The organism is Rhodobacter sp. (assembly GCA_020637515.1).
Taxonomy (GTDB): Bacteria; Pseudomonadota; Alphaproteobacteria; order Rhodobacterales; family Rhodobacteraceae; genus Pararhodobacter.
The window spans coordinates 236,036-254,207 of record JACKKG010000001.1; the positions used below are offsets into that span (position 1 = coordinate 236,036).

An 18,172-nucleotide genomic window follows, 5' to 3' on the forward strand; every position below is an offset into this window, starting at 1 on the left:
GGGGCGCCCTCTCCCCCCCGTCTGACGTTCCCCGTTCCCGCCCGAGGTGCCCCATGCCGCAACCCTCGCTGGTCACGCATGACCTGACCGTGCGCTTTGGCGGCCATATCGCCGTCGATGCCGTGTCCTGCGCGTTCACGCCCGGCGAACTGACCGCCATCGTCGGCCCCAACGGCGCGGGCAAGACCACCTATTTCAACCTGATCTCGGGTCAGATCCGCGCCACGTCGGGCCGCGTCGAGCTGATGGGACAGGACATCACCCGTCTGCCCGTCTCGGCCCGCACCGAGGCCGGGCTGGGCCGGGCGTTCCAGTTGACCAACCTGTTCCCGCGCCTGACCGTGCTGGAAAACGTCCGCCTTGTGGTGCAGGCGCGCGCGCGGCGCGGGTTCAACCTGTGGACCATGGCGCAGGGCCACCGCGACCTGATCGAACAGGCCGAACAGGTGCTGGAACGGGTGCGGCTGACGCATCTGGCAGGGCAGACCGTCGCCGCGCTGTCGCACGGCGATCAGCGCAAGCTCGAGGTCGCGGCGATGATCGCGCTGAAACCCCGGGTCTTCATGTTCGACGAGCCCACCGCCGGCATGTCGGTCGAGGAAGCGCCCGTCATCCTGGACCTGATCGCCGGCATCAAGGCCGACCCCGACGCCACCGTGCTGCTGGTCGAACACAAGATGGACGTGATCCGCAGCCTGGCCGACCGCATCATCGTGCTGCACAACGGCGCGCTGGTCGCCGACGGCGCCCCGGCGCAGGTGATGGCCTCGGACGTGGTGCAAGTGGCCTATCTGGGCAAGGAACTGACCGATGTCTGACCCGATCCTGACCCTCAGCGGCGTGCAGACCGACATCGCCCAGTATCACATCCTGCACGGCGTCGATCTGGTGGTGCCGCGCGGCGCGGTGACGATGCTGCTGGGGCGCAACGGCGCCGGAAAGACGACGACCCTGCGCACCATCATGGGCCTGTGGCAACCCCACGCGGGCGAGATCCTGCTGGACGGCGCGCATATCCACGGCCTGACCCCGGCGCAGATCGCCCGGCGCGGCATCGGTTTCGTTCCCGAGGACATGGGCATCTTTTCCGACCTGACGGTCGAGGAAAACATCCGCCTGGCGGCGCTGTCGGGCCAGCCGATCCCTGAGCGTCTGGAGTGGATCTTTGCCGCCTTTCCCGCGCTCAGGACGTTCTGGCATTCGCCCGCCGGCACGCTCTCGGGCGGGCAGAAACAGATGCTGGCCGTCGCCCGCGCCGTGGTCGAGGACCGCGAACTCTACCTGATCGACGAACCGTCCAAGGGGCTGGCGCCGGCCATCGTCGCGACCCTGGCGCGGGCCCTCAAGGACCTGAAGGAACGCGGTGCCTCGATCCTGATGGTCGAACAGAACTTTTCCCTGGCGCGCGCGCTGGGCGATCACGTCGCGGTCATGGATGACGGACGCATCACCTGGACCGGCGCCATGGCGGACCTGGCCGGCGACACCACCCTGCAAGAACGCCTGATGGGCCTGAAGATGGAAAGCGCATGAGCAACACGGCCCCCTCGCACGCCCCCACGATCACCCGCCTGCCCCTGGCCGAGCGGCTGAAACCCTGGTTGCCGCTGCTGCTGGTGCCGGTGCTAATCGTGCTGGGGTTCCTGGCGATCCCGGCGACCTCGTCGTGGTTGACGCTGACGGTGTCCGGGCTGGCGATGGGAATGATGATCTTCGTCATCGCCTCGGGGATGACGCTGGTGTTCGGGCTGATGGATGTCATCAATTTCGGCCACGGCGCGTTCATCTCGTTCGGGGCGTTCATCGGCACCTCGGTACTGCTGGCGCTGGGCACGATGACCGGGGCGCCGTCCTTGCTGCTGAACCTGCTGGCGGTCGCCGGCGCGGTGCTGGCGGCGATGATCGTCACCGGCGGCATCGGCTGGGCATTCGAGCGGGCGATCGTGCGGCCGGTCTATGGCAGCCCCCTGAAACAGATCCTGGTGACGATGGGCGGGCTGATCGTGGCCGAGCAGCTGATCTATGTGATCTGGGGCGGCCACGAGATCGTCATCGCCCGCCCCGAAACGCTGAAAGGCGCCTTTACCTTTGCCGGTGCCGCGCTGGAAAAATACCGCGTGCTGGCCGTGGCGGTCGGGCTGGCGGTGTTCACGGCCCTGAGGCTGGTGCTCAGGCGCACCAAGCTGGGGCTGATCGTGCGCGCCGGTGTCGATAACCCCGAAATGGTTCAGGCGCTGGGCTACAACATCACCCGCGTCTTCGTCGGCGTGTTCGTCGCCGGGTCGGCGCTGGCCGGGCTGGGCGGCGTCATGTGGGCGCTTTATCAAGAGGTCATCACCGCGCCGATGGGCAACGAGATCATGATCCTGGTGTTCATCGTCGTCATCATCGGCGGGCTGGGATCGGTCGAGGGCTGCTTCATCGGCGCGCTGACCGTCGGGCTGGTGCAGAACTACGCGGCTTTTCTGGAACCCAAGCTGGCGCTGATCTCGAACATCGCGCTGATGGTGGCGATCCTGATGTGGCGGCCGATGGGGATGGTGCCGGTGGTCAAGGCGAAATGATCCGCGCGCCCCGTTTCCGACCCGCCCTCGGCCCCGCCCGCCACGACGCGCCCCACCCCTGCCCCGAAGGAGCCCGATCATGATGCGACTGCTTTCGGGCGATGCCCCCCGTAGCCGCCTGCTGGCCCTGCTGCTGGCATTGATCCTGCTGGCACTGGCCTTTGCGCCCTTCCTTTTTCCCGGCTCGCGCAGTCTGGAAACGGCCGCGCGCATCTGCGTGGTGATCGTGCTGGTCGCCAGCTATGACCTGTTGCTGGGCTATGGTGGCATCGTCAGCTTCGCGCATACCATGTTTTTCGGCATGGGTGCCTATGGCGTCGCCATCGCCAGCGACCGGCTGGGCACGGGCTATGCCAGCCTGGCGCTGGGCGCGCTGGCCGGTCTGGTCGTCGCCGGTCTGGTGGCGCTGCTGGTGGCGCTGCTGTCCTTGCGGGTGCGCGCGATCTTCTTTGCGATGATCACGCTGGCGATCGCCTCGGCAGTGGCGGTGCTGGTCAGCCAGTTGTCGGCCTATACCGGCGGCGAGGACGGCATGAACCTGCGCATCCCGCGCGAATTGACCCCGGCGTTCCGCCTGGGCGAGGTGTTCGGCACCCGCATCACCGGCAAGATCCTGAACTATTACCTGGTGTTCGCAGGCTGTCTGGTGCTGTTCCTGGGGATGCTGCGGATTGTCAATTCGCCCTTTGGCCGGGTCCTGCTGGCGATCCGCGAGAACGCCTTTCGCGCCGAGGCCATCGGCTACCGCGTCGTGGTCTACCGCGCCGTCGCCACCTGCCTGTCGGCCATGATCGCGGCGCTGGCCGGGTCGCTGTTCGCGATCTGGCTGCGCTATGTCGGCCCCTCGACCACGCTGGGGATGGAGCTGATGATGGACATCCTGCTGATCGTGGTGATCGGCGGCATGGGCACGATGTATGGCGCGGTCGTGGGCACGGCGATCTTCGTGCTGGCGCAGAATTACCTCAAGGAACTGATGGGTGGGCTGTCCGAGGCCACCGCGTCGCTGCCGCTGATCCCCGACCTTCTCAGCCCCGACCGCTGGCTGTTGTGGTTGGGGGTGCTGTTCATCCTGTCGGTCTATTTCTTCCCCACGGGCATCGTCGGTCGCCTGCGGGGCACCCGGTGACGATCCGCCTGCACCGCTGGGGCGCGGGCCCACCGGTGATCTTCCTGCACGGCTGGACGATGACCGGGGCGATCTGGGCACCGGTCGCGCAGCGCCTGGACGCCGCCAGCCTGGCACCCGACCTGCCCGGGCATGGCGGCACGCGCGGTCCCGCGCCCTCGGTCGCGGGCGGCGTGGCGCTGCTGGCGGACCTGATCGCACAAGAAGGGATCGCCGGGGCCACCCTGGTGGGCTGGTCGCTGGGCGCGCTGATCGGCTGGCGCTACCTGGCCGAGGGCGGAACCGGGGTCGCCCGCATGATGTCGCTGGACATGTCGCCCCGCCCGCTGCCCGCGCCGGGCTGGAACCACGCCATGCGCGGCCAGAGCGCCGAAAAGGCCGCGCGCGGCGGCGCACGCTTTCGCGCCGACTGGGCCGGCGCGGCGCGCGCCATCGCCCAGGGCATGTTCGCCGACCCCGACGGCTGCGCCGCGCTGTCGGCGGCCGAGGCCGAACGGCGGATCCGCGCGCAGGACCCCGTGGCCATGGCCGCCTTCTGGGATTCGCTGACGCGCGAGGACCTGCGCGCCGCGATCCCCGAGCTGACGGTGCCGGTGCTGGCGGTCCACGGCGCCCAAAGCCGCGTCTATCCTCCGACGACCGCCGGCTGGATCGCCGCCGCCGCCCGGCACGGGCAGGCGCGGGTGCTGCAAGGATGCGGACACGCGCCGCACCTTGAGGACCCCGCCGCGGTTGCCGCATTGCTCACCGCCTTCATCGCCGACACCTGAGCGGGGGCGCGAAAGGGGGCCAGCCCCCCTCTTTGCTACGCAAATTCACCCCCCGGGATATTTCCGGCACAAAGAAGGGGCGTTAACCTGTGCTGAACCATGATGCGCCAGCGCGAGGGAGGACTGCGATGATCGAGGCCTGTGTGTTCGATGCCTATGGCACGTTGTTCGACGTGGGGGCGGCGGCGCGGCGCGCGGCGGCCGAACCCGGCGCCGAAAGCTGGGCCGCGCGCTGGCCACGGATCGCCGCCGACTGGCGCCGCAAGCAGCTGGAATATTCCTGGCTGCGCGCGATCCAGGGGGCGCATTGCGATTTCTGGCAGGTGACGCAGGACGGGCTGGACTGGGCGCTTGAGGCCGCCGGGCTGGACGATCCGGCGCTGCGCGCGCGGTTGCTGGCGCTTTACTGGGCGCTTGAGGCCTTTCCCGAGGTGCCCGCCATGCTGTCCGCCCTGGCCGCAAGGGGCCAGCGCCGGGCGATCCTGTCCAATGGCTCGCCCGGGATGCTGGAGGGCGCGGTGCGCTCGGCCGGATTGTCCGGCCAGTTCGAAGCTCTGCTGTCGGTCGAAAGCGTGGGTGTGTTCAAACCCGCGCGCGCGGTCTACGACCTGGTGGCCGCGACGCTGGACCTGCCGCCCGGGCGGGTGCTGTTCGTCTCGTCGAACGGCTGGGACGCGGCGGCGGCGGCGGCCTATGGCTTTGTCACGGCCTGGGTGAACCGCGACGGCGCCCCGATGGACCGGCTGCCGGGGCGGCCCGCGCATGTGCTGCGCGACCTCGGTGCGCTGCCCGATCTGGTCGCCGGCCTTTAACCTGCGAAATTGCACTGGCGGCACCTGGGGCGGCGCCCTAGTCTGCACCGATGACCGCGATTCTCGACAGCCGCTATTCCTGGACCCGCCTCGCCCTCTCGCTGGGTATCGCCACCGTCGGCAACGTCGGCATGTGGTCGGTCATTGCGCTGATGCCCTCGATCCAGGCCACCTTTGGCGGCGGCCGGGGCGAGGCGTCGATCCCCTATACGCTGACCATGGCGGGGTTCGCGCTGGGCAATCTGGTGATGGGCCGGGCGGTGGACCGCTGGGGCGTCAGCCGCGCCCTGACCGGCGCCGCGCTGCTGTCGGCGCTGGGCTATTGCCTGGCCGCGATCAGCCCGACGATCTGGCTGCTGTCGCTGGCGCAACTGCTGATCGGGCTGGGCACGGCGGTGTTCTTCGGTCCGCTGCTGGCCGACATCTCGTTGTGGTTTCGCCGCCGCCGGGGAATCGCCGTGGCCATCGCCGCCAGCGGCAACTATCTGGCGGGGGCGATCTGGCCGGTGGCGCTGTCCGGGGTCTTGCAGACCCAGGGCTGGCGCGGCGTCTGCTGGGTGCTGGCGGCGCTGGTCCCCGTGGTGGTCATCCCCGCCGCACAACTGCTGCGCCGCCGGGTGCCCGAGGAAAGCCTGACCGCCGCGGCGCAGGCCACCGGACTGACGCCGCGCCGGGTGCCCTTTGCGCCGACCACGATGATGTGGATGCTGGGCCTGGCCGGCATCGGCTGCTGCGTCGCCATGTCGATGCCGCAGGTGCATCTGGTCGCCTTTTGCGTGGACCTGGGCTATGGCCCCGTGGTCGGCTCGCAGATGCTGAGCGTGATGCTGATGGGTGGCGTCGCCTCGCGGCTGGTGTCGGGGCTGATCACCGACCGGCTGGGGGGCATTCCCACGCTGCTGATCGGCTCGGTCGGGCAGATGATCGGGCTGATCCTGTATCTGCCGTCGGACGGGATGACCTCGCTTTACGTCGTCAGCCTGATCTTCGGGCTGAGCCAGGGCGGGATCGTCCCCGCCTATGCCATCATCGTGCGCGAGACGATGCCCCCGCGCGAGGCCGGCACCCGCACCGGCTTCGTCATCATGGCGACGATCCTGGGCATGGCGCTGGGCGGCTGGATGTCGGGCTGGATCTATGACGTGACCGGCAGCTACGCGATGGCCTTTGTCAACGGGATCGGCTGGAATCTGATGAACATCGCGGTCATGGCGGTGATCTTGCTGCGCAGCCGCCCCGGGCGCGGCACGGGCGGATTGGCGGCGACGGCCTGACGGCGCGGGCTTGCACGCGCGCGGGAATGTCCTAGCATGGCGGCTCGAAAGGACCCGCCATGCCGCACGATCACCCGCACCATGACAATCACCTCGACCCGATGGATGCCCGCGTGCGGGCGCTGGAAACGATCCTGACCCGCAAGGGGCTGGTCGATCCGGCCGCGATCGACGCGATCATCGACACCTATGCGCACAAGGTCGGGCCGCAGAACGGCGCCGCGGTCGTCGCGCGGGCCTGGACCGATCCCGCCTTTGCCGGCTGGCTGGCCGAGGACGCGACGGCGGCGGTTGCGTCGATGGGGTTCACAGGGCGGCAGGGCGAACACGTCCAGGCGGTCTTCAACACCCCGCAGACCCATAACGTCATCGTCTGCACGCTGTGCTCGTGCTATCCATGGACGCTGCTGGGCCTGCCCCCGGTGTGGTACAAATCCCCCGCCTATCGCTCGCGCGTGGTGATCGAACCGCGCGCGGTGCTGGCGGAATTCGGGCTGTCCTTGCCGGCGGATCAGCAGGTGCGGGTCTGGGATTCCACGGCGGAACTGCGCTATCTGGTCGTCCCGATGCGCCCCTCGGGAACCGAGGGTTGGCCGGCCGACCGCCTGGCCGCGCTGGTCACGCGCGAAAGCATGGTCGGCACGGGAATCGTCGAGGCACCACAATGAACGGGCCCCAGGACCTGGGCGGGCAGATGGGCTTTGGCCCCGTCGCGCCCGAGGACAACGAACCGCTGTTTCACGCCCCTTGGGAAGAACGCGCGCTGGGCATCACGCTGTGCGCGGGCGCCCTGGGGCGCTGGTCGCTGGACGAAAGCCGCCACGCGCGCGAAAGCTTGCCGCCGGCGGTCTATTATTCGGCCAGCTATTACGAGATCTGGACCCGCGCGCTGGAGGTGCTGCTGTTGCGCCACGGGATGGTGTCGGACCGCGAACTGTCGTCCGGAGAGGCCGCCGAACAGCCCGCCGACCCACGCCGCCTGTCGCCGCAGGCGGTGCCCGCGGCGCTGGCCCGGGGCACGCCCTGCGACCGGCCGCTGGACAGCGCGCCGCGCTTTGCCGCCGGGCAGCGGGTGCGCGCGAAGAACGCGCATCCCCGCACCCACACGCGCCTGCCCCGCTATCTGGCCGGCCACAGCGGGGTGATCGAATCGGTGCATGGCGGCTTTGTCTTGCCCGATACCAACGCCCACGGCCTGGGCGAACAGCCGCAGCGACTCTATACCGTCGTGTTCGACGGGCACGAGGTCTGGGGCGCAGATGGCGAACCCGGCCTGACGATCAGCGCCGATCTGTGGGAGGGCTATCTTGAGCACGCCTGACACCCCCGATCGCCCGTTCGAAGCCCCCTGGCAGGCGCAGGTGTTCGGCCTGACCGTGGCGCTCAGCGACGGGGGCCTGTTCACCTGGAGCGACTGGACGCAGGCGTTCGGCGCGCGGCTGGCCGCCGGGGTCACCTATTGGGACGCCTGGGTCCAGGCGCTCGAAGGGATGCTCGCCCAGCGCGGCATCGCCCCGCCGGACGAGGTCACCGCCCTCGCCCACCGATGGGAGGACGCCGCCCACGCCACCCCGCACGGCGTGGCGATCCGGCTGGAGAACGCGCCCGGCTGACGTTTCTGGACAAGACTGTGCAGATACGGCGTCCTGTGCTAACCAAAGACATGCAACAGAACCCGATCACCGACCCCGCCCGGCTGGGACTGGCCACGCTGGGCGTCGTCGCGGCTTCGGTCGGGTTCGGCCTGGTGCCGCTGTTCGCGCGCGGCCTGACCGAGGGCGGCATGGCCCCGCAAGCGGTGGCCCTCTACCGCTATGTGCTGGCCTCGGCGGTGCTGGCGCCGTTCGTCTGGCGCTGCCGGCGGCAATGGCCGACCCTCGTCTGGGGGCTGGCCACCGGGGTGCTGATGGCGCAGGGCTGGGTGGCCTATGTCCGCGCGATCGAGGTCGTGCCCGTTTCGACGGCGGGCGTGCTCTACATGACGTATCCGGCGTTTACGTTGGCGCTGTCGTGGCTGCTGTTCGGCGACCGGCCCGCGCGCCGGTCGATGGTGGCGGCGGGCATGATCGTCGTGGCGGCGGCGATCGTCATGACCCCCGGCGCGGTGGACCCGGCGCTGATCCCGCTGCTGCTGCTGTCGCTGGCCGCGCCGGCGGGGTTCGGGCTGGGGATCAGCGTGCTGGTGCACCGGATGCCCGCGATCCCGCCGCTGGCGCGGATCGGCATCGTGTCCATGGGTTCGGTTCTGGGACTGCTGCCGCTGGTGCAGGCCACACCCGCCGCCGCCCTGCTGCCGGCGGACCCGCACGGCTGGCTGCTGGTGCTGGGAATCGGGTTGGGCACGGCGCTGGTGCCGCAACTGATCTACACCGTCTGTTCGCCGGTCATCGGCACCGCGCGCACCGCGGTCGCGGGCAGTATCGAGCTGCCGGTCATGTTCGCGGTCGGCTGGCTGGCCTTTGGCGAACCGCTGGGCGGGGCGCAGGCCGTGGCCTGCCTGCTGGTGCTGGCGGCAATCGCCCTGACACCCGCCCGACAGGCCCGCAGCATCGCCGCCCAGCACGATCAGCGTTGATGCATCACCTCGACCCCCAGAACGTTGGGCAAGTGGCGGGCGATTTCGGTCCAGGTTTCGCCGTCGTCGATCGAGGCGAAGACACTGCCCGAGTTGGTGCCGAAATAGAGCCCGGCCCGTTCCGCCCTGTCCGTCGCCATCGCCTGCCGCAAGACCGTGAAATAGGCGTTGTCGGGCAGGCCCTGGCGCATCGGCGCCCAGCCCTCGCCGGCGTCCCGTGACCGCCAGACGGCCGCCTGCCCCCCCGGAGGATAGCGCCCGCCCCATTCCAGCAACGGGATCACGAACAGCGTGTCCGCGTCCTGCGGGTGCACGGCGATGGGAAAGCCGAAATTCGTCGGCAGGCCCGCGGTCACCTCGTCCCAGGTCCGCCCGTCGTCCCGGCTGCGAAACACGCCCTGGTGGTTCTGCATATACAGCATCGTGCCATCCAATGAGCGCACCATATTGTGCACGCACAACCCCACGTCATAGCCGCATTCGCCGGTGATCGGGTCGGGCGTGGTGGACTGGTTGCTGCGGCGGTTGCGCGGCTCCCAGGTCTGGCCGCCATCCTCACTGGCATAGACCCCGGCGGCCGAAATCCCCACCCACAGCTTGGCGCCGTCGCCCAGGATGGTGTGCAGCACCAGCCCCGCGCCTCCGGGTTGCCAGCCGCTGGCCGAGGGGTGGTTCGACAACCCCTCGACCCGGCGCCAGGTCTCTCCGCGGTCGTCGCTGGCATAGAGCGCGGCGGGCTTCGCCCCGGCATAGAGCGTGTCACCCACCCGGCCCAGCGCCCAGAGCGCCTGGATCTGCCCCTTGAAGGGCGCGTCGGGATCGGGGCCACGCCCCAGCATCTTGCGGAAGGTTTCGTCGCTGGCCAACATGTGGTCCAGATGCCCGTTCGCCAGCAGGGATTTCGTCCAGGTCGCGCCGCCATCGTCGGACCGCCAGACGGCGCTGCCCTGCCATTCCCCGCCGCAGGCGGCCCAAAGGGTGCCGGTCTCGGGGTCGCCCAGAACATGGCTGGCCGGCCAGCCGTCGCAGAATGGCCCGCGCTGCGTCCAGTTCCGACGCGCACCATCCGATTCCAGCACGAACACACCCTTGCCCGTGCCGACCAAGACCGTCACCCGCTCGCTCATCTACAAACCCTTTCCCGTTTGCGCGACGGCCAGATTAGCACGAATTGGCACGCGACAAGCGGGAAAACCGGCGCCGGGAAAAGGCTTGACAGCGTGGGCTCGGGGCTCAATATGACGAATGATTCATGTTTCAGGACGACCGATGCCCGATGCCTCGCCCAGCCGCCAGCCTTCGGTCCGCCCGCGCACCCGGCGCGGCCAGGATACGCGCGCCGCGATCCTGCGCGCGGCCGAGGTGGTGATCGGCGAGACCGGCTTTGCCGCCGCCTCGATCGCCGACATCACCCGCAAGGCGGGGATCGCGCAGGGGACCTTCTACATCTATTTCCAGTCCAAGGACGAGGTGTTCCGCGAACTGGTGCTGGAAATGAGCCGCCTGACCCGCGCCTTCCTGACCGAGGCGACCGCCGATGCCCCGGACCGGCTGACCGCCGAACGCCGGGGGCTGCGCGCCTTTCTGGCCTTTGTCGCGGAGCGCCCGGCGCTCTACAACATCGTGATGGAGGCCCGCTCGGTCGCGCCCGATGCCTACCGCGCGCATTACACCACGTTTGCCAGGGGGTATGCCCAGAACCTGGTCGCCGCCGAACGCGAGGGCGAGGTCCGCCCCGGCGATTCCGAGGTCCGTGCCTGGGCGCTGATGGGGCTGGCGGTGATCCTGGGCGAACGCTTTGCCATCTGGCAGACCGACGCCGATCTGGACCATGTGGTGGATCAGGTCTTTGACATGCTGGAACGCGGGCTGAAGCCATGACCCCGGTGCCGCCGGACGCCGGACACGCGGCCGACGGGGACCGCTTCGACCTGCCCGAAACCCGCGCCGCGCCGGCGCGGTTCCTTGCCACGATGGGAGCGTGACATGGGACACCTGCCCGATTTCGCCGCCCGCCGCGCGGCCCTCAGCCCCGACCGGCTGGCGTTCCTGGACCAGGACAGCGGCGAACGCTGGACCTTTGCACAGATCGATGCCGCCGCCGCCCGCATGGCCGGCGGGCTGCGCCAGCGGGTCGCGCCGGGCGCGCGCGTGGCGATCCTGTGCCACAACCGGCCCGAATTCTTTGTCGCCCTCTTTGCCTGCCAGAAGGCCGGGCTGATCCTGGCGCCGCTGAACTGGCGCCAGCCGGTGATGGAATTGAAGCCGGTCCTGGACAGCGTCGCCTGCGCTCTGGTGCTGCATGACGCGACCTTTGCCGCGCAGGCCGCGCAACTGGGCCTGCCGCGAATGGAGCTGCGCGTGCCCGATTGCGCGCCCCTGCCCCCCGCACCGGTGGACGAGGACGCGCCCTGGTATGTGCTCTTCACCTCGGGCACCACGGGCCTGCCCAAGGCGGTGATCCAGACGCCGCGCATGGCGATGGCCAACGCGGTGAACATCGCCCAGGCGATGGCGCTGACCCCCGACGACCGCAGCGTCAACTTCCTGCCGCTGTTCCACACCGCCGGCATCAACCTGTTCACCCTGCCCCTGTTCCTGTGGGGTGGCTCCAGCCTGGTGCTGCGCAAATTCGACGCACCGGCGCTGGTCGATCTGGTGGCCTCGCGGCAGGTGACGCAGTTTTTCGGCGTGCCGGCGATCTATCAGGCGCTGATGCAGATGGATCTGTCGGGGGTCGATCTGGCCGGACTGCGCGGCTGGGCCTGTGGCGGCGCCGCCCTGCCCGAGGCCACGATCCGCTTTTTCGCCGATCGCGGCGCGCCGATCTGCAACGGCTTTGGCATGACCGAAACCGGCCCGACCGGCTTTCTGATCGACCGCGACGCGGCGGTCGACAGGATCGGTTCGGTCGGCAAGCCGCAATTGCTGACCGAGGCCCGGCTGGATGGCGTGCCCGACGGCCTTCCCGGCACCGGCGAATTGCTGTTGCGCGGCCCCTCGGTGACGCCCGGCTATCTGGACAACCCGCAGGCCACCGCCGCCAGCTTTACCCCGGACGGCTGGTTGAAATCGGGCGACGTCGCGGCCCGCGATGCCGACGGCTACTACCGCATCGTGGATCGCATCAAGGACATGTATATCTCGGGCGGCGAGAACGTCTATCCGGCCGAGGTCGAGCGCGTCCTCATCACCCACCCCGATATCCTGGAGGCTGCGGTGGTCGGCATGCCCCATGCCCGCTGGGGCGAGACCGGCGTCGCCTTTCTCATCGCCCGCCCCGGGGCGGGCATCGACACCGGCGCGCTGCCCGACTGGCTGCGCACACGGTTGGCCGCCTACAAGATCCCCGGCGCCTGGCACGTGGTCGCCGATTTCCCCCGCACCGCCGCCGGCAAGGTGCGCAAGCCGGACCTGAGGGCGATGCTGTGATCGTCGAACGGATCTGGACCCCGACGCAGGCCGATTTCGACCGCTTTGCCCGCCTTTCGGGCGACGACAACCCGATCCATGTGGACCCCGATTTCAGTGCCCGCACCCGGTTCGGGCGCACGGTCAGCCACGGGATGCTGCTGTATGCGCGGCTATGGGCGATGCTGCGCGCGGCCCACCCGGACCGCCCAACCCGGATGCAGGAGATGACCTTTCCCAACCCCGCCTTTGCCGACGAACCGCTGCGGCTGGCGCTGGAGGATACCGGCACGGGCATCGCCCTGTCGGCCGCCCGCGTGGCGGATGGCGCGCTGTGCTTCCAGGGCCGGGCGGTGCTGGCATGAGCCCCGGCGACCACGCCGCGATCACCCGCCGCTTCACCGATCGCGACATCGCAGAGTTTGCGGCGCTCTCGGGCGCCTCGCCGGCCGAGGGGGTGCCGGAGCCGCTGATAGCCGCGCTCTTTTCGCGTATCCTGGGCGTGGACCTGCCCGGGCCCGGCACGAACTATCTGAAACAGACCCTGCGCCTGCTCGCCCCCGCGCCCGTGGGGCAGCCCCTGACGGCGCGGGTCACGATCACCCGCCTGCGGCGCGAAAAGCACCTGGTCGATCTGGCCACGACCTGCCACGCGGCCGACGGGACGCTGATCTGCGAGGGGCGCGCTCTGGTGTTGGCGCGCGACGTGGCGCGCTAGCCCGCCGCCGCGCGCCCCGCATTGCGGCCCGAAAACAGGCAGCCGCCCAGGAACGTGCCCTCGAGCGCGTTGTAGCCGTGATAGCCGCCGCCGCCGAACCCCGCGCATTCCCCGGCCGCGAACAGCCCGTCGATGCGATACCCTTCGGCGTCCAGCACCGCACCGTCGAGATCAGTGTGCAGCCCGCCCAGCGTCTTGCGCGTCAGGACCGACAGCCGCACGCCGATCAGCGGCCCGTGCGCCGGGTCCAGGATGCGGTGCGGCTTTGCGGTGCGGATCAGCCGATCCCCGCGATAGGCCCGTGCGCCCCGGATCGCGGTGACCTGCGTATCCTTGGCAAAGGGGTTCAGGATCTGGCCGTCGCGGGCTTCGATCTGCGCGCGCAGGCTGGCCGGGTCCAGCACCGGATCGCCCATCGCCGCGCCGATCCGGTTCATGCCGGCGACCAGGTCCTCGATCGTTGCGGCAACGGTGAAATCCGCGCCGTGCTGCTTGAACGCCTCGACCGGGGTGGGGGCCTTGCCGCCCGCGCCCAGTCGCGCCTTCAGCACAGCCCCCCACCGACCCGCGGTCAGATCCGGATTCTGCTCGCTGCCAGACAGGGCAAATTCCTTTTTGATGATGCTCTGGCTCAGCACGAACCAGGAATGCGCGTGCCCGGTGGACAGGATGCGCCGCAGCGTGCCCAGCGTGTCGAACCCGGGCAGATACGGCGCCTCGAGTCGCTTGCCCAGCGCGTCGAACCACAGCGACGACGGCCCCGGCAGGATGCGAATCCCGTGGTCGGGCCAGATCGGATCCCAGTTGCGCAGCCCCTCGGTATAATGCCACATCCGGTCGGTGTTGATCCGCGCCGCGCCCGCAAAGGCGGCGACATCCATCATGTCGCCATCGACATGAGCGGGCACGCCACAGACCATGCGGTCGGGCGCCGGGCCCAGGCGGGCCTCGGGCCAGGCCGCGCGCACCCGCGCCAGGTTGCCGCCGATCCCGCCCGAGGTCACGACGACCGCCCCGGCCTCGATCCGGAAGGCGCCGACCACGCCGCGCCCCGACCGCTGGCCGCGCGCCACGTCGGTGGGTTCCAGAACCTCGCCGCTGACCCCGCTGATGCGACCGGCGGCGATATCCAGCGCGGTGACGCGGTGGCGAAAGGCAAAGCGCAGCCGCCCGGCCGCCTCGTGCGCCCGCGCCATGCGGACAAAGGGCGCCAGAACGCCCGGCCCGGTGCCCCAGGTGACATGAAAGCGCGGCACCGAATTGCCGTGGCCGGTGGCCAGCGCCCCGCCCCGTTCGGCCCATCCGACGACCGGGAACCAGCGCATCCCGATGCCGTGCAGCCAGTCGCGCATCGGCCCGGCGGCAAAGGCGACATAGGCCTCGGCGACGCGGCGCGGCCATTCGTCCTGCGGGCCGTCGAATTGCGCCGATCCCATCCAGTCGGCCAGCGCCAGCCCGCGGCTGTCGCGGATCTTCATCCGGCGCTGCTCGGGCGTATCGACCATGAACAGACCGCCCAACGACCAGAACGCCTGCCCGCCCAGGTTCTGCGCCCCCTCCTGATCCAGCACCAGGACCGAGCGCCCCCTGTCGGCCAGTTCGCAAGCCGCGACCAGCCCCGCCAGCCCGCCGCCCACCACAACCGCATCCGCCTGATCGTGCAAATCGTTGCCCATCGCCGCCCCCTGTTCCGACACGAAGCCTAGAACCGCCACGGGACTGTGTCCAATGAGTCGCGATGCCGGCTGCATTTGGCGACAAGTTTCAATCCTGACTTGCTGCCTTTGCGCGCCGCCTGTAGCGTGGCCCGGAACAGACGTCCGCGTCGCCCGGAAAGCTGGGCAAAGTCACAATAAGGCTGCGCGGAATCGAGGGATTTACAGGCGGAACGATTGACGACATGACCCTTTCCAAAAGCCTCATGGACGCGAAGCTTCGCCCCGCTCGACATGTGACCCTGGCGCTGGCGGCCGTCCTGGCCGTTGCCGGCTGCTCGATGCCGCGCGGCGCCGCGCTGCAAAGCGAGATCCTGCGCGGCACCGACACCGCGGATTCGACCGTGCAGGTGATCGAGGTCACGCGCGCGACGATCACCGACCTGGACCGCTGGCCTGTCGCCGACCCGGAAACGCGCCACCACTGGGTCACCACCGGCGCCGCGCCCACCGCCCGGATGATCCGCGCCGGCGACCTGCTGTCGATCTCGGTCTGGGACAGCCAGCCGGATTCGCTGCTGACCACCGGCGACCAGCGCGTGGTGAACATGGACCATGTGCCGGTGTCGGCCTCTGGGCATGTGTTCGTGCCCTATGTGGGCGAAGTGCGCGTGTCCGGCATGTCGTCCGAAATGGCCCGGCGCGAGATCCAGGACCGCCTGTCGCCCATCGTGCCGGACGGCCAGGTGCAGCTTTCCGTCAGCCCCGGGTCCGGCAACACCATCGACGTGGTGACGGGCGTCGCCCGCCCGGGCCGCGTGCAGTTGCCGGAAATCAGTCCGACCATCCTGTCGGTGCTGGCCGAAAGCGGCGGCATCAGCCCTTCGCTGCGCAACCCGCTGGTGCGCCTCAATCGCGCGGGCGAGGCCTATGCGATCCCGGCCAGCGAACTCTTCGCGTCGCCCGCCAACGACATCCAGCTCAGGGGCGGCGACCGCATCCTGGTCGAAGAGGACGGCCGCAGTTACATCGCCCTGGGCGCCACCGGCCGCCAGGAGGTGGTGAACTTCGCGCGCGAGGACATCAACGCCCTGGACGCCGTCTCGACCATCGGCGGGCTGTCGAACACGCGCGCCGATCTTCAGGGCGTGATGGTCCTGCGCACCTACCCCGCCAGCCTGGTGCGCGAGACCGGCCCCTATCCGCGCCAGCAAGAGGTGATCTTCACCTTCGACCTGACCTCGGCCGATGGGCTGTTCGCCGCGCGCCGCTTCCAGATCGAGGCGGGCGATGTCGTCCTTGCGACGGAATCGCCGGTGCCGCTGATCGCGCAGACGATCACCATGCTGCGCACCCTGCGCAACGTGAACCTCTGACGCGACAGGTCGCTTTCCGGCCCTCAAGCTGCGCCCCCGGACATGTGTCCCGGGGGCGCCTGCGTCTAGGCAGGGGGGAATTCCCCGACTTGCCCCCTTGCCCCGCGCGCGAGGGCGGCGCACAGAGACCGGCATGATCGTGCACCAACCCAGCCCCGTGCCTGCCCGCACCGCGCCGCCGCGCGTCGGCGGGCATTTCGGCGAACTGGTGCAGGGCCGGCTGGGCCCTGACGGGCCGCTGGCGCTGGTGTCGCTGCCCTGCCCCGCGCTGTGGGTCGAACCGGCCGAGCCGGGCGATCCCGCGCTGATCGGCCCGCGCCGGTTGCGCGCGCTTTGCGCGGCGCTGGACCTGCCGTTTCCCGGGACCCTGCCCCGGCTGCGCGCGACGATGCCGCCCGGCGGAGGCGCCGGATCCTCGACCGCGGCGCTGGTCGCCGTCGCCCTGACACTGGGCTATGACGGGCCGCCCGACGCCCTGGCCCGCGCCTGTGTCGCCGCCGAAGGCGCCAGCGATCCGCTGATGTTCCCGCGCGCCGAACGGCTGCTTTTCGCGCCGCGCCTGGGCCAGGTGCTGCGCCGGCTGCCCGCGCTGCCGCGCTTTTCGGTGATCGGCGGGTTCCTGGGCCCCGGCCTGCGCACGCGGGCCGAAGATCAGGATTTCCCCGACATCGCCGACCTGATCGCGCGCTGGCAGCCGGGCCTGCCGCGCGCCGAATTGGCCGCGCTGGCCAGCGAATCGGCGCGCCGCACGCTGGCCCTGCGCGGCCCCTCGGGCGATCCGACCGCCGATCTGGCACGCGACCTGGGCGCCGATGGGTGGCTGATCGCCCATACCGGCAGCGCGCGCGGGCTGATCTTTGCCCCCGGCGCCACGCCAGCCGACGCCGCCGCCACCATGGCCGAGGCCGGGTTCACCGGCCTTGTGTGCTTCGACGGAGGCGGCGCATGAGCTTCGCGGCGGCGATGCTGGTGGCGATGGCGCTGGACCTGGCGTTGGGCTGGCCCGACGCGCTGTTCCGGCGCATCGGCCACCCGGTCACCTGGCTGGGCGCCCTGATCGCCGGGCTGGAACGCCGGTTGAATCGCACCCCGGGCCAGCGGATCAAGGGCGTGCTGACGGCGCTGGTCGTCATCGCGACAGCGGGCGGGCTGGCCGCGGGGCTGGTCTGGCTGTTGCCGGGCGGCTGGGCGGGCACGGTTCTGGCGGGCGTTCTGGCCTGGCCGCTGGTTGCCCTCAGGTCGATGCACGACCACGTGGTCGCGGTGGCGCGCCCGCTGGCGGCGGGGGATCTGGCGGCGGCGCGTCACGCGGTGTCGATGATCGTCGGCCGCGACCCCAGCGGCCTGGACGAGGCCGGTGTCGCCCGCGCCGCGATCGAAAGCCTGGCCGAGAACACCTCGGACGGGATCGTCGCGCCGCTGTTCTGGGGGGTGTTGTTGGGCCTGCCCGGCATCGCCGCCTACAAGGCCATCAACACGCTGGATTCGATGATAGGCCACCGCACCACAAGATACGAGGCCTTTGGCTGGGCCTCGGCCAGGATCGACGACGGGGTGAACCTGGCACCCGCGCGCCTGACGGGCGGGCTGTTCGCGCTGGCCTCGGCCGCGCCGCGTCGTGCGCTGGCCTGCATGGCCCGCGACGCCCGTCACCACCGCAGCCCCAACGCTGGCTGGCCCGAGGCCGCGATGGCCGGCGCACTGGGCATCCGGTTGTCGGGGCCGCGCGTCTACGGCGACCGGGTGGCGCAGGAACCCTGGGTCAATGCCGGCGCCCCGGACCCGACCCGGCTGGACCTGGGGCGCGCCCTGGGGCTTTATCGGCGGGCGATGGCGGCGCTGGCGCTGGTGGTGGCGCTGGTGGCGCTGACGGGATGGTAGGGACGGC

Annotated in this window: 20 protein-coding genes; 18 read left to right on the forward strand and 2 right to left on the reverse strand. The window is 70.3% G+C overall.

Going from position 1 to position 18,172, the window contains the following annotated elements; all coding sequences use genetic code 11:
- Positions 1-53: 53 nt before the first annotated feature.
- From H6900_01165 to H6900_01215, 11 genes are all read left to right on the forward strand, one after another.
- A complete protein-coding gene (locus H6900_01165) occupies positions 54-818 on the forward strand; it encodes an ABC transporter ATP-binding protein (protein MCC0071875.1) in 765 nt (254 codons plus the stop codon).
- Positions 811-1,533: an ABC transporter ATP-binding protein gene (locus tag H6900_01170; protein MCC0071876.1), complete on the forward strand. Its 723-nt coding sequence runs from the start codon at positions 811-813 to the stop codon at positions 1,531-1,533. The genes H6900_01165 and H6900_01170 overlap by 8 nt, the downstream gene beginning before the upstream one ends.
- A complete protein-coding gene (locus tag H6900_01175; protein ID MCC0071877.1) occupies positions 1,530-2,564 on the forward strand; it encodes a branched-chain amino acid ABC transporter permease in 1,035 nt (344 codons plus the stop codon). The genes H6900_01170 and H6900_01175 overlap by 4 nt, the downstream gene beginning before the upstream one ends.
- Before the next feature lie 76 nt (positions 2,565-2,640).
- Positions 2,641-3,693 carry a branched-chain amino acid ABC transporter permease gene (locus H6900_01180; protein MCC0071878.1) on the forward strand — a complete coding sequence of 351 codons (1,053 nt, stop codon included), beginning with the start codon at positions 2,641-2,643 and terminating at the stop codon, positions 3,691-3,693.
- Positions 3,690-4,463, forward strand: coding sequence for an alpha/beta hydrolase (locus tag H6900_01185; protein MCC0071879.1), 774 nt, complete (start codon positions 3,690-3,692; stop codon positions 4,461-4,463). Before H6900_01180 ends, H6900_01185 begins: the two co-directional genes overlap by 4 nt.
- A gap of 128 nt (positions 4,464-4,591) precedes the next feature.
- Positions 4,592-5,275 carry a haloacid dehalogenase type II gene (locus H6900_01190; protein MCC0071880.1) on the forward strand — a complete coding sequence of 228 codons (684 nt, stop codon included), beginning with the start codon at positions 4,592-4,594 and terminating at the stop codon, positions 5,273-5,275.
- A gap of 50 nt (positions 5,276-5,325) precedes the next feature.
- The gene (locus H6900_01195; protein MCC0071881.1) at positions 5,326-6,549 is read left to right on the forward strand and encodes an MFS transporter; all 1,224 of its coding nucleotides are present in this window, start codon (positions 5,326-5,328) and stop codon (positions 6,547-6,549) included.
- A gap of 59 nt (positions 6,550-6,608) precedes the next feature.
- A complete protein-coding gene (gene nthA / locus H6900_01200; protein MCC0071882.1) occupies positions 6,609-7,217 on the forward strand; it encodes a nitrile hydratase subunit alpha in 609 nt (202 codons plus the stop codon).
- Positions 7,214-7,870 (forward strand): nitrile hydratase subunit beta, encoded by a 657-nt coding sequence (gene nthB / locus H6900_01205; protein MCC0071883.1) that lies wholly within the window; start codon positions 7,214-7,216, stop codon positions 7,868-7,870. Before nthA ends, nthB begins: the two co-directional genes overlap by 4 nt.
- Positions 7,854-8,162: a nitrile hydratase accessory protein gene (locus tag H6900_01210; GenBank protein ID MCC0071884.1), complete on the forward strand. Its 309-nt coding sequence runs from the start codon at positions 7,854-7,856 to the stop codon at positions 8,160-8,162. Before nthB ends, H6900_01210 begins: the two co-directional genes overlap by 17 nt.
- A 50-nt stretch (positions 8,163-8,212) precedes the next feature.
- A complete protein-coding gene (locus H6900_01215; protein MCC0071885.1) occupies positions 8,213-9,124 on the forward strand; it encodes a DMT family transporter in 912 nt (303 codons plus the stop codon).
- Here the strand turns inward: H6900_01215 and H6900_01220 are convergent.
- Positions 9,115-10,251, reverse strand: a complete 1,137-nt coding sequence (locus tag H6900_01220) for an exo-alpha-sialidase (protein MCC0071886.1) — start codon at positions 10,249-10,251, stop codon at positions 9,115-9,117. The two genes, H6900_01215 and H6900_01220, sit on opposite strands and share 10 nt — an antisense overlap.
- Before the next feature lie 142 nt (positions 10,252-10,393).
- On the opposite strand from H6900_01220, the gene H6900_01225 reads away from it, so the two are divergent.
- The 4 genes from H6900_01225 (at position 10,394) to H6900_01240 (ending at position 13,253) form a co-directional block, all read left to right on the forward strand.
- Entirely contained in the window at positions 10,394-11,005 is a 612-nt protein-coding gene (locus H6900_01225; GenBank protein MCC0071887.1) for a TetR/AcrR family transcriptional regulator, read from the forward strand.
- A gap of 105 nt (positions 11,006-11,110) precedes the next feature.
- Complete coding sequence (locus H6900_01230; protein MCC0071888.1) at positions 11,111-12,556, forward strand: AMP-binding protein; 1,446 nt, start codon at positions 11,111-11,113, stop codon at positions 12,554-12,556.
- On the forward strand, positions 12,553-12,900 hold the full coding sequence (locus tag H6900_01235) for a MaoC family dehydratase (GenBank protein MCC0071889.1): 348 nt from the start codon (positions 12,553-12,555) through the stop codon (positions 12,898-12,900). The genes H6900_01230 and H6900_01235 overlap by 4 nt, the downstream gene beginning before the upstream one ends.
- Positions 12,897-13,253, forward strand: a complete 357-nt coding sequence (locus tag H6900_01240; protein ID MCC0071890.1) for a phosphate acetyltransferase — start codon at positions 12,897-12,899, stop codon at positions 13,251-13,253. Before H6900_01235 ends, H6900_01240 begins: the two co-directional genes overlap by 4 nt.
- On the opposite strand, the gene H6900_01245 is transcribed toward H6900_01240, so the two are convergent.
- A complete protein-coding gene (locus H6900_01245) occupies positions 13,250-14,929 on the reverse strand; it encodes an FAD-binding dehydrogenase (GenBank protein ID MCC0071891.1) in 1,680 nt (559 codons plus the stop codon). The two genes, H6900_01240 and H6900_01245, sit on opposite strands and share 4 nt — an antisense overlap.
- Before the next feature lie 245 nt (positions 14,930-15,174).
- Here H6900_01245 and H6900_01250 point away from each other — a divergent pair, with 245 nt between their 5' ends.
- From H6900_01250 to cobD, 3 genes are all read left to right on the forward strand, one after another.
- Positions 15,175-16,284 (forward strand): polysaccharide export protein, encoded by a 1,110-nt coding sequence (locus H6900_01250; protein MCC0071892.1) that lies wholly within the window; start codon positions 15,175-15,177, stop codon positions 16,282-16,284.
- 133 nt (positions 16,285-16,417) lie between these two features.
- Positions 16,418-17,233 carry a propanediol utilization protein gene (locus H6900_01255; GenBank protein MCC0071893.1) on the forward strand — a complete coding sequence of 272 codons (816 nt, stop codon included), beginning with the start codon at positions 16,418-16,420 and terminating at the stop codon, positions 17,231-17,233.
- Positions 17,230-18,165, forward strand: coding sequence for a cobalamin biosynthesis protein CobD (gene cobD / locus H6900_01260; protein ID MCC0071894.1), 936 nt, complete (start codon positions 17,230-17,232; stop codon positions 18,163-18,165). Before H6900_01255 ends, cobD begins: the two co-directional genes overlap by 4 nt.
- The last annotated feature ends 7 nt before the right edge of the window (positions 18,166-18,172 follow it).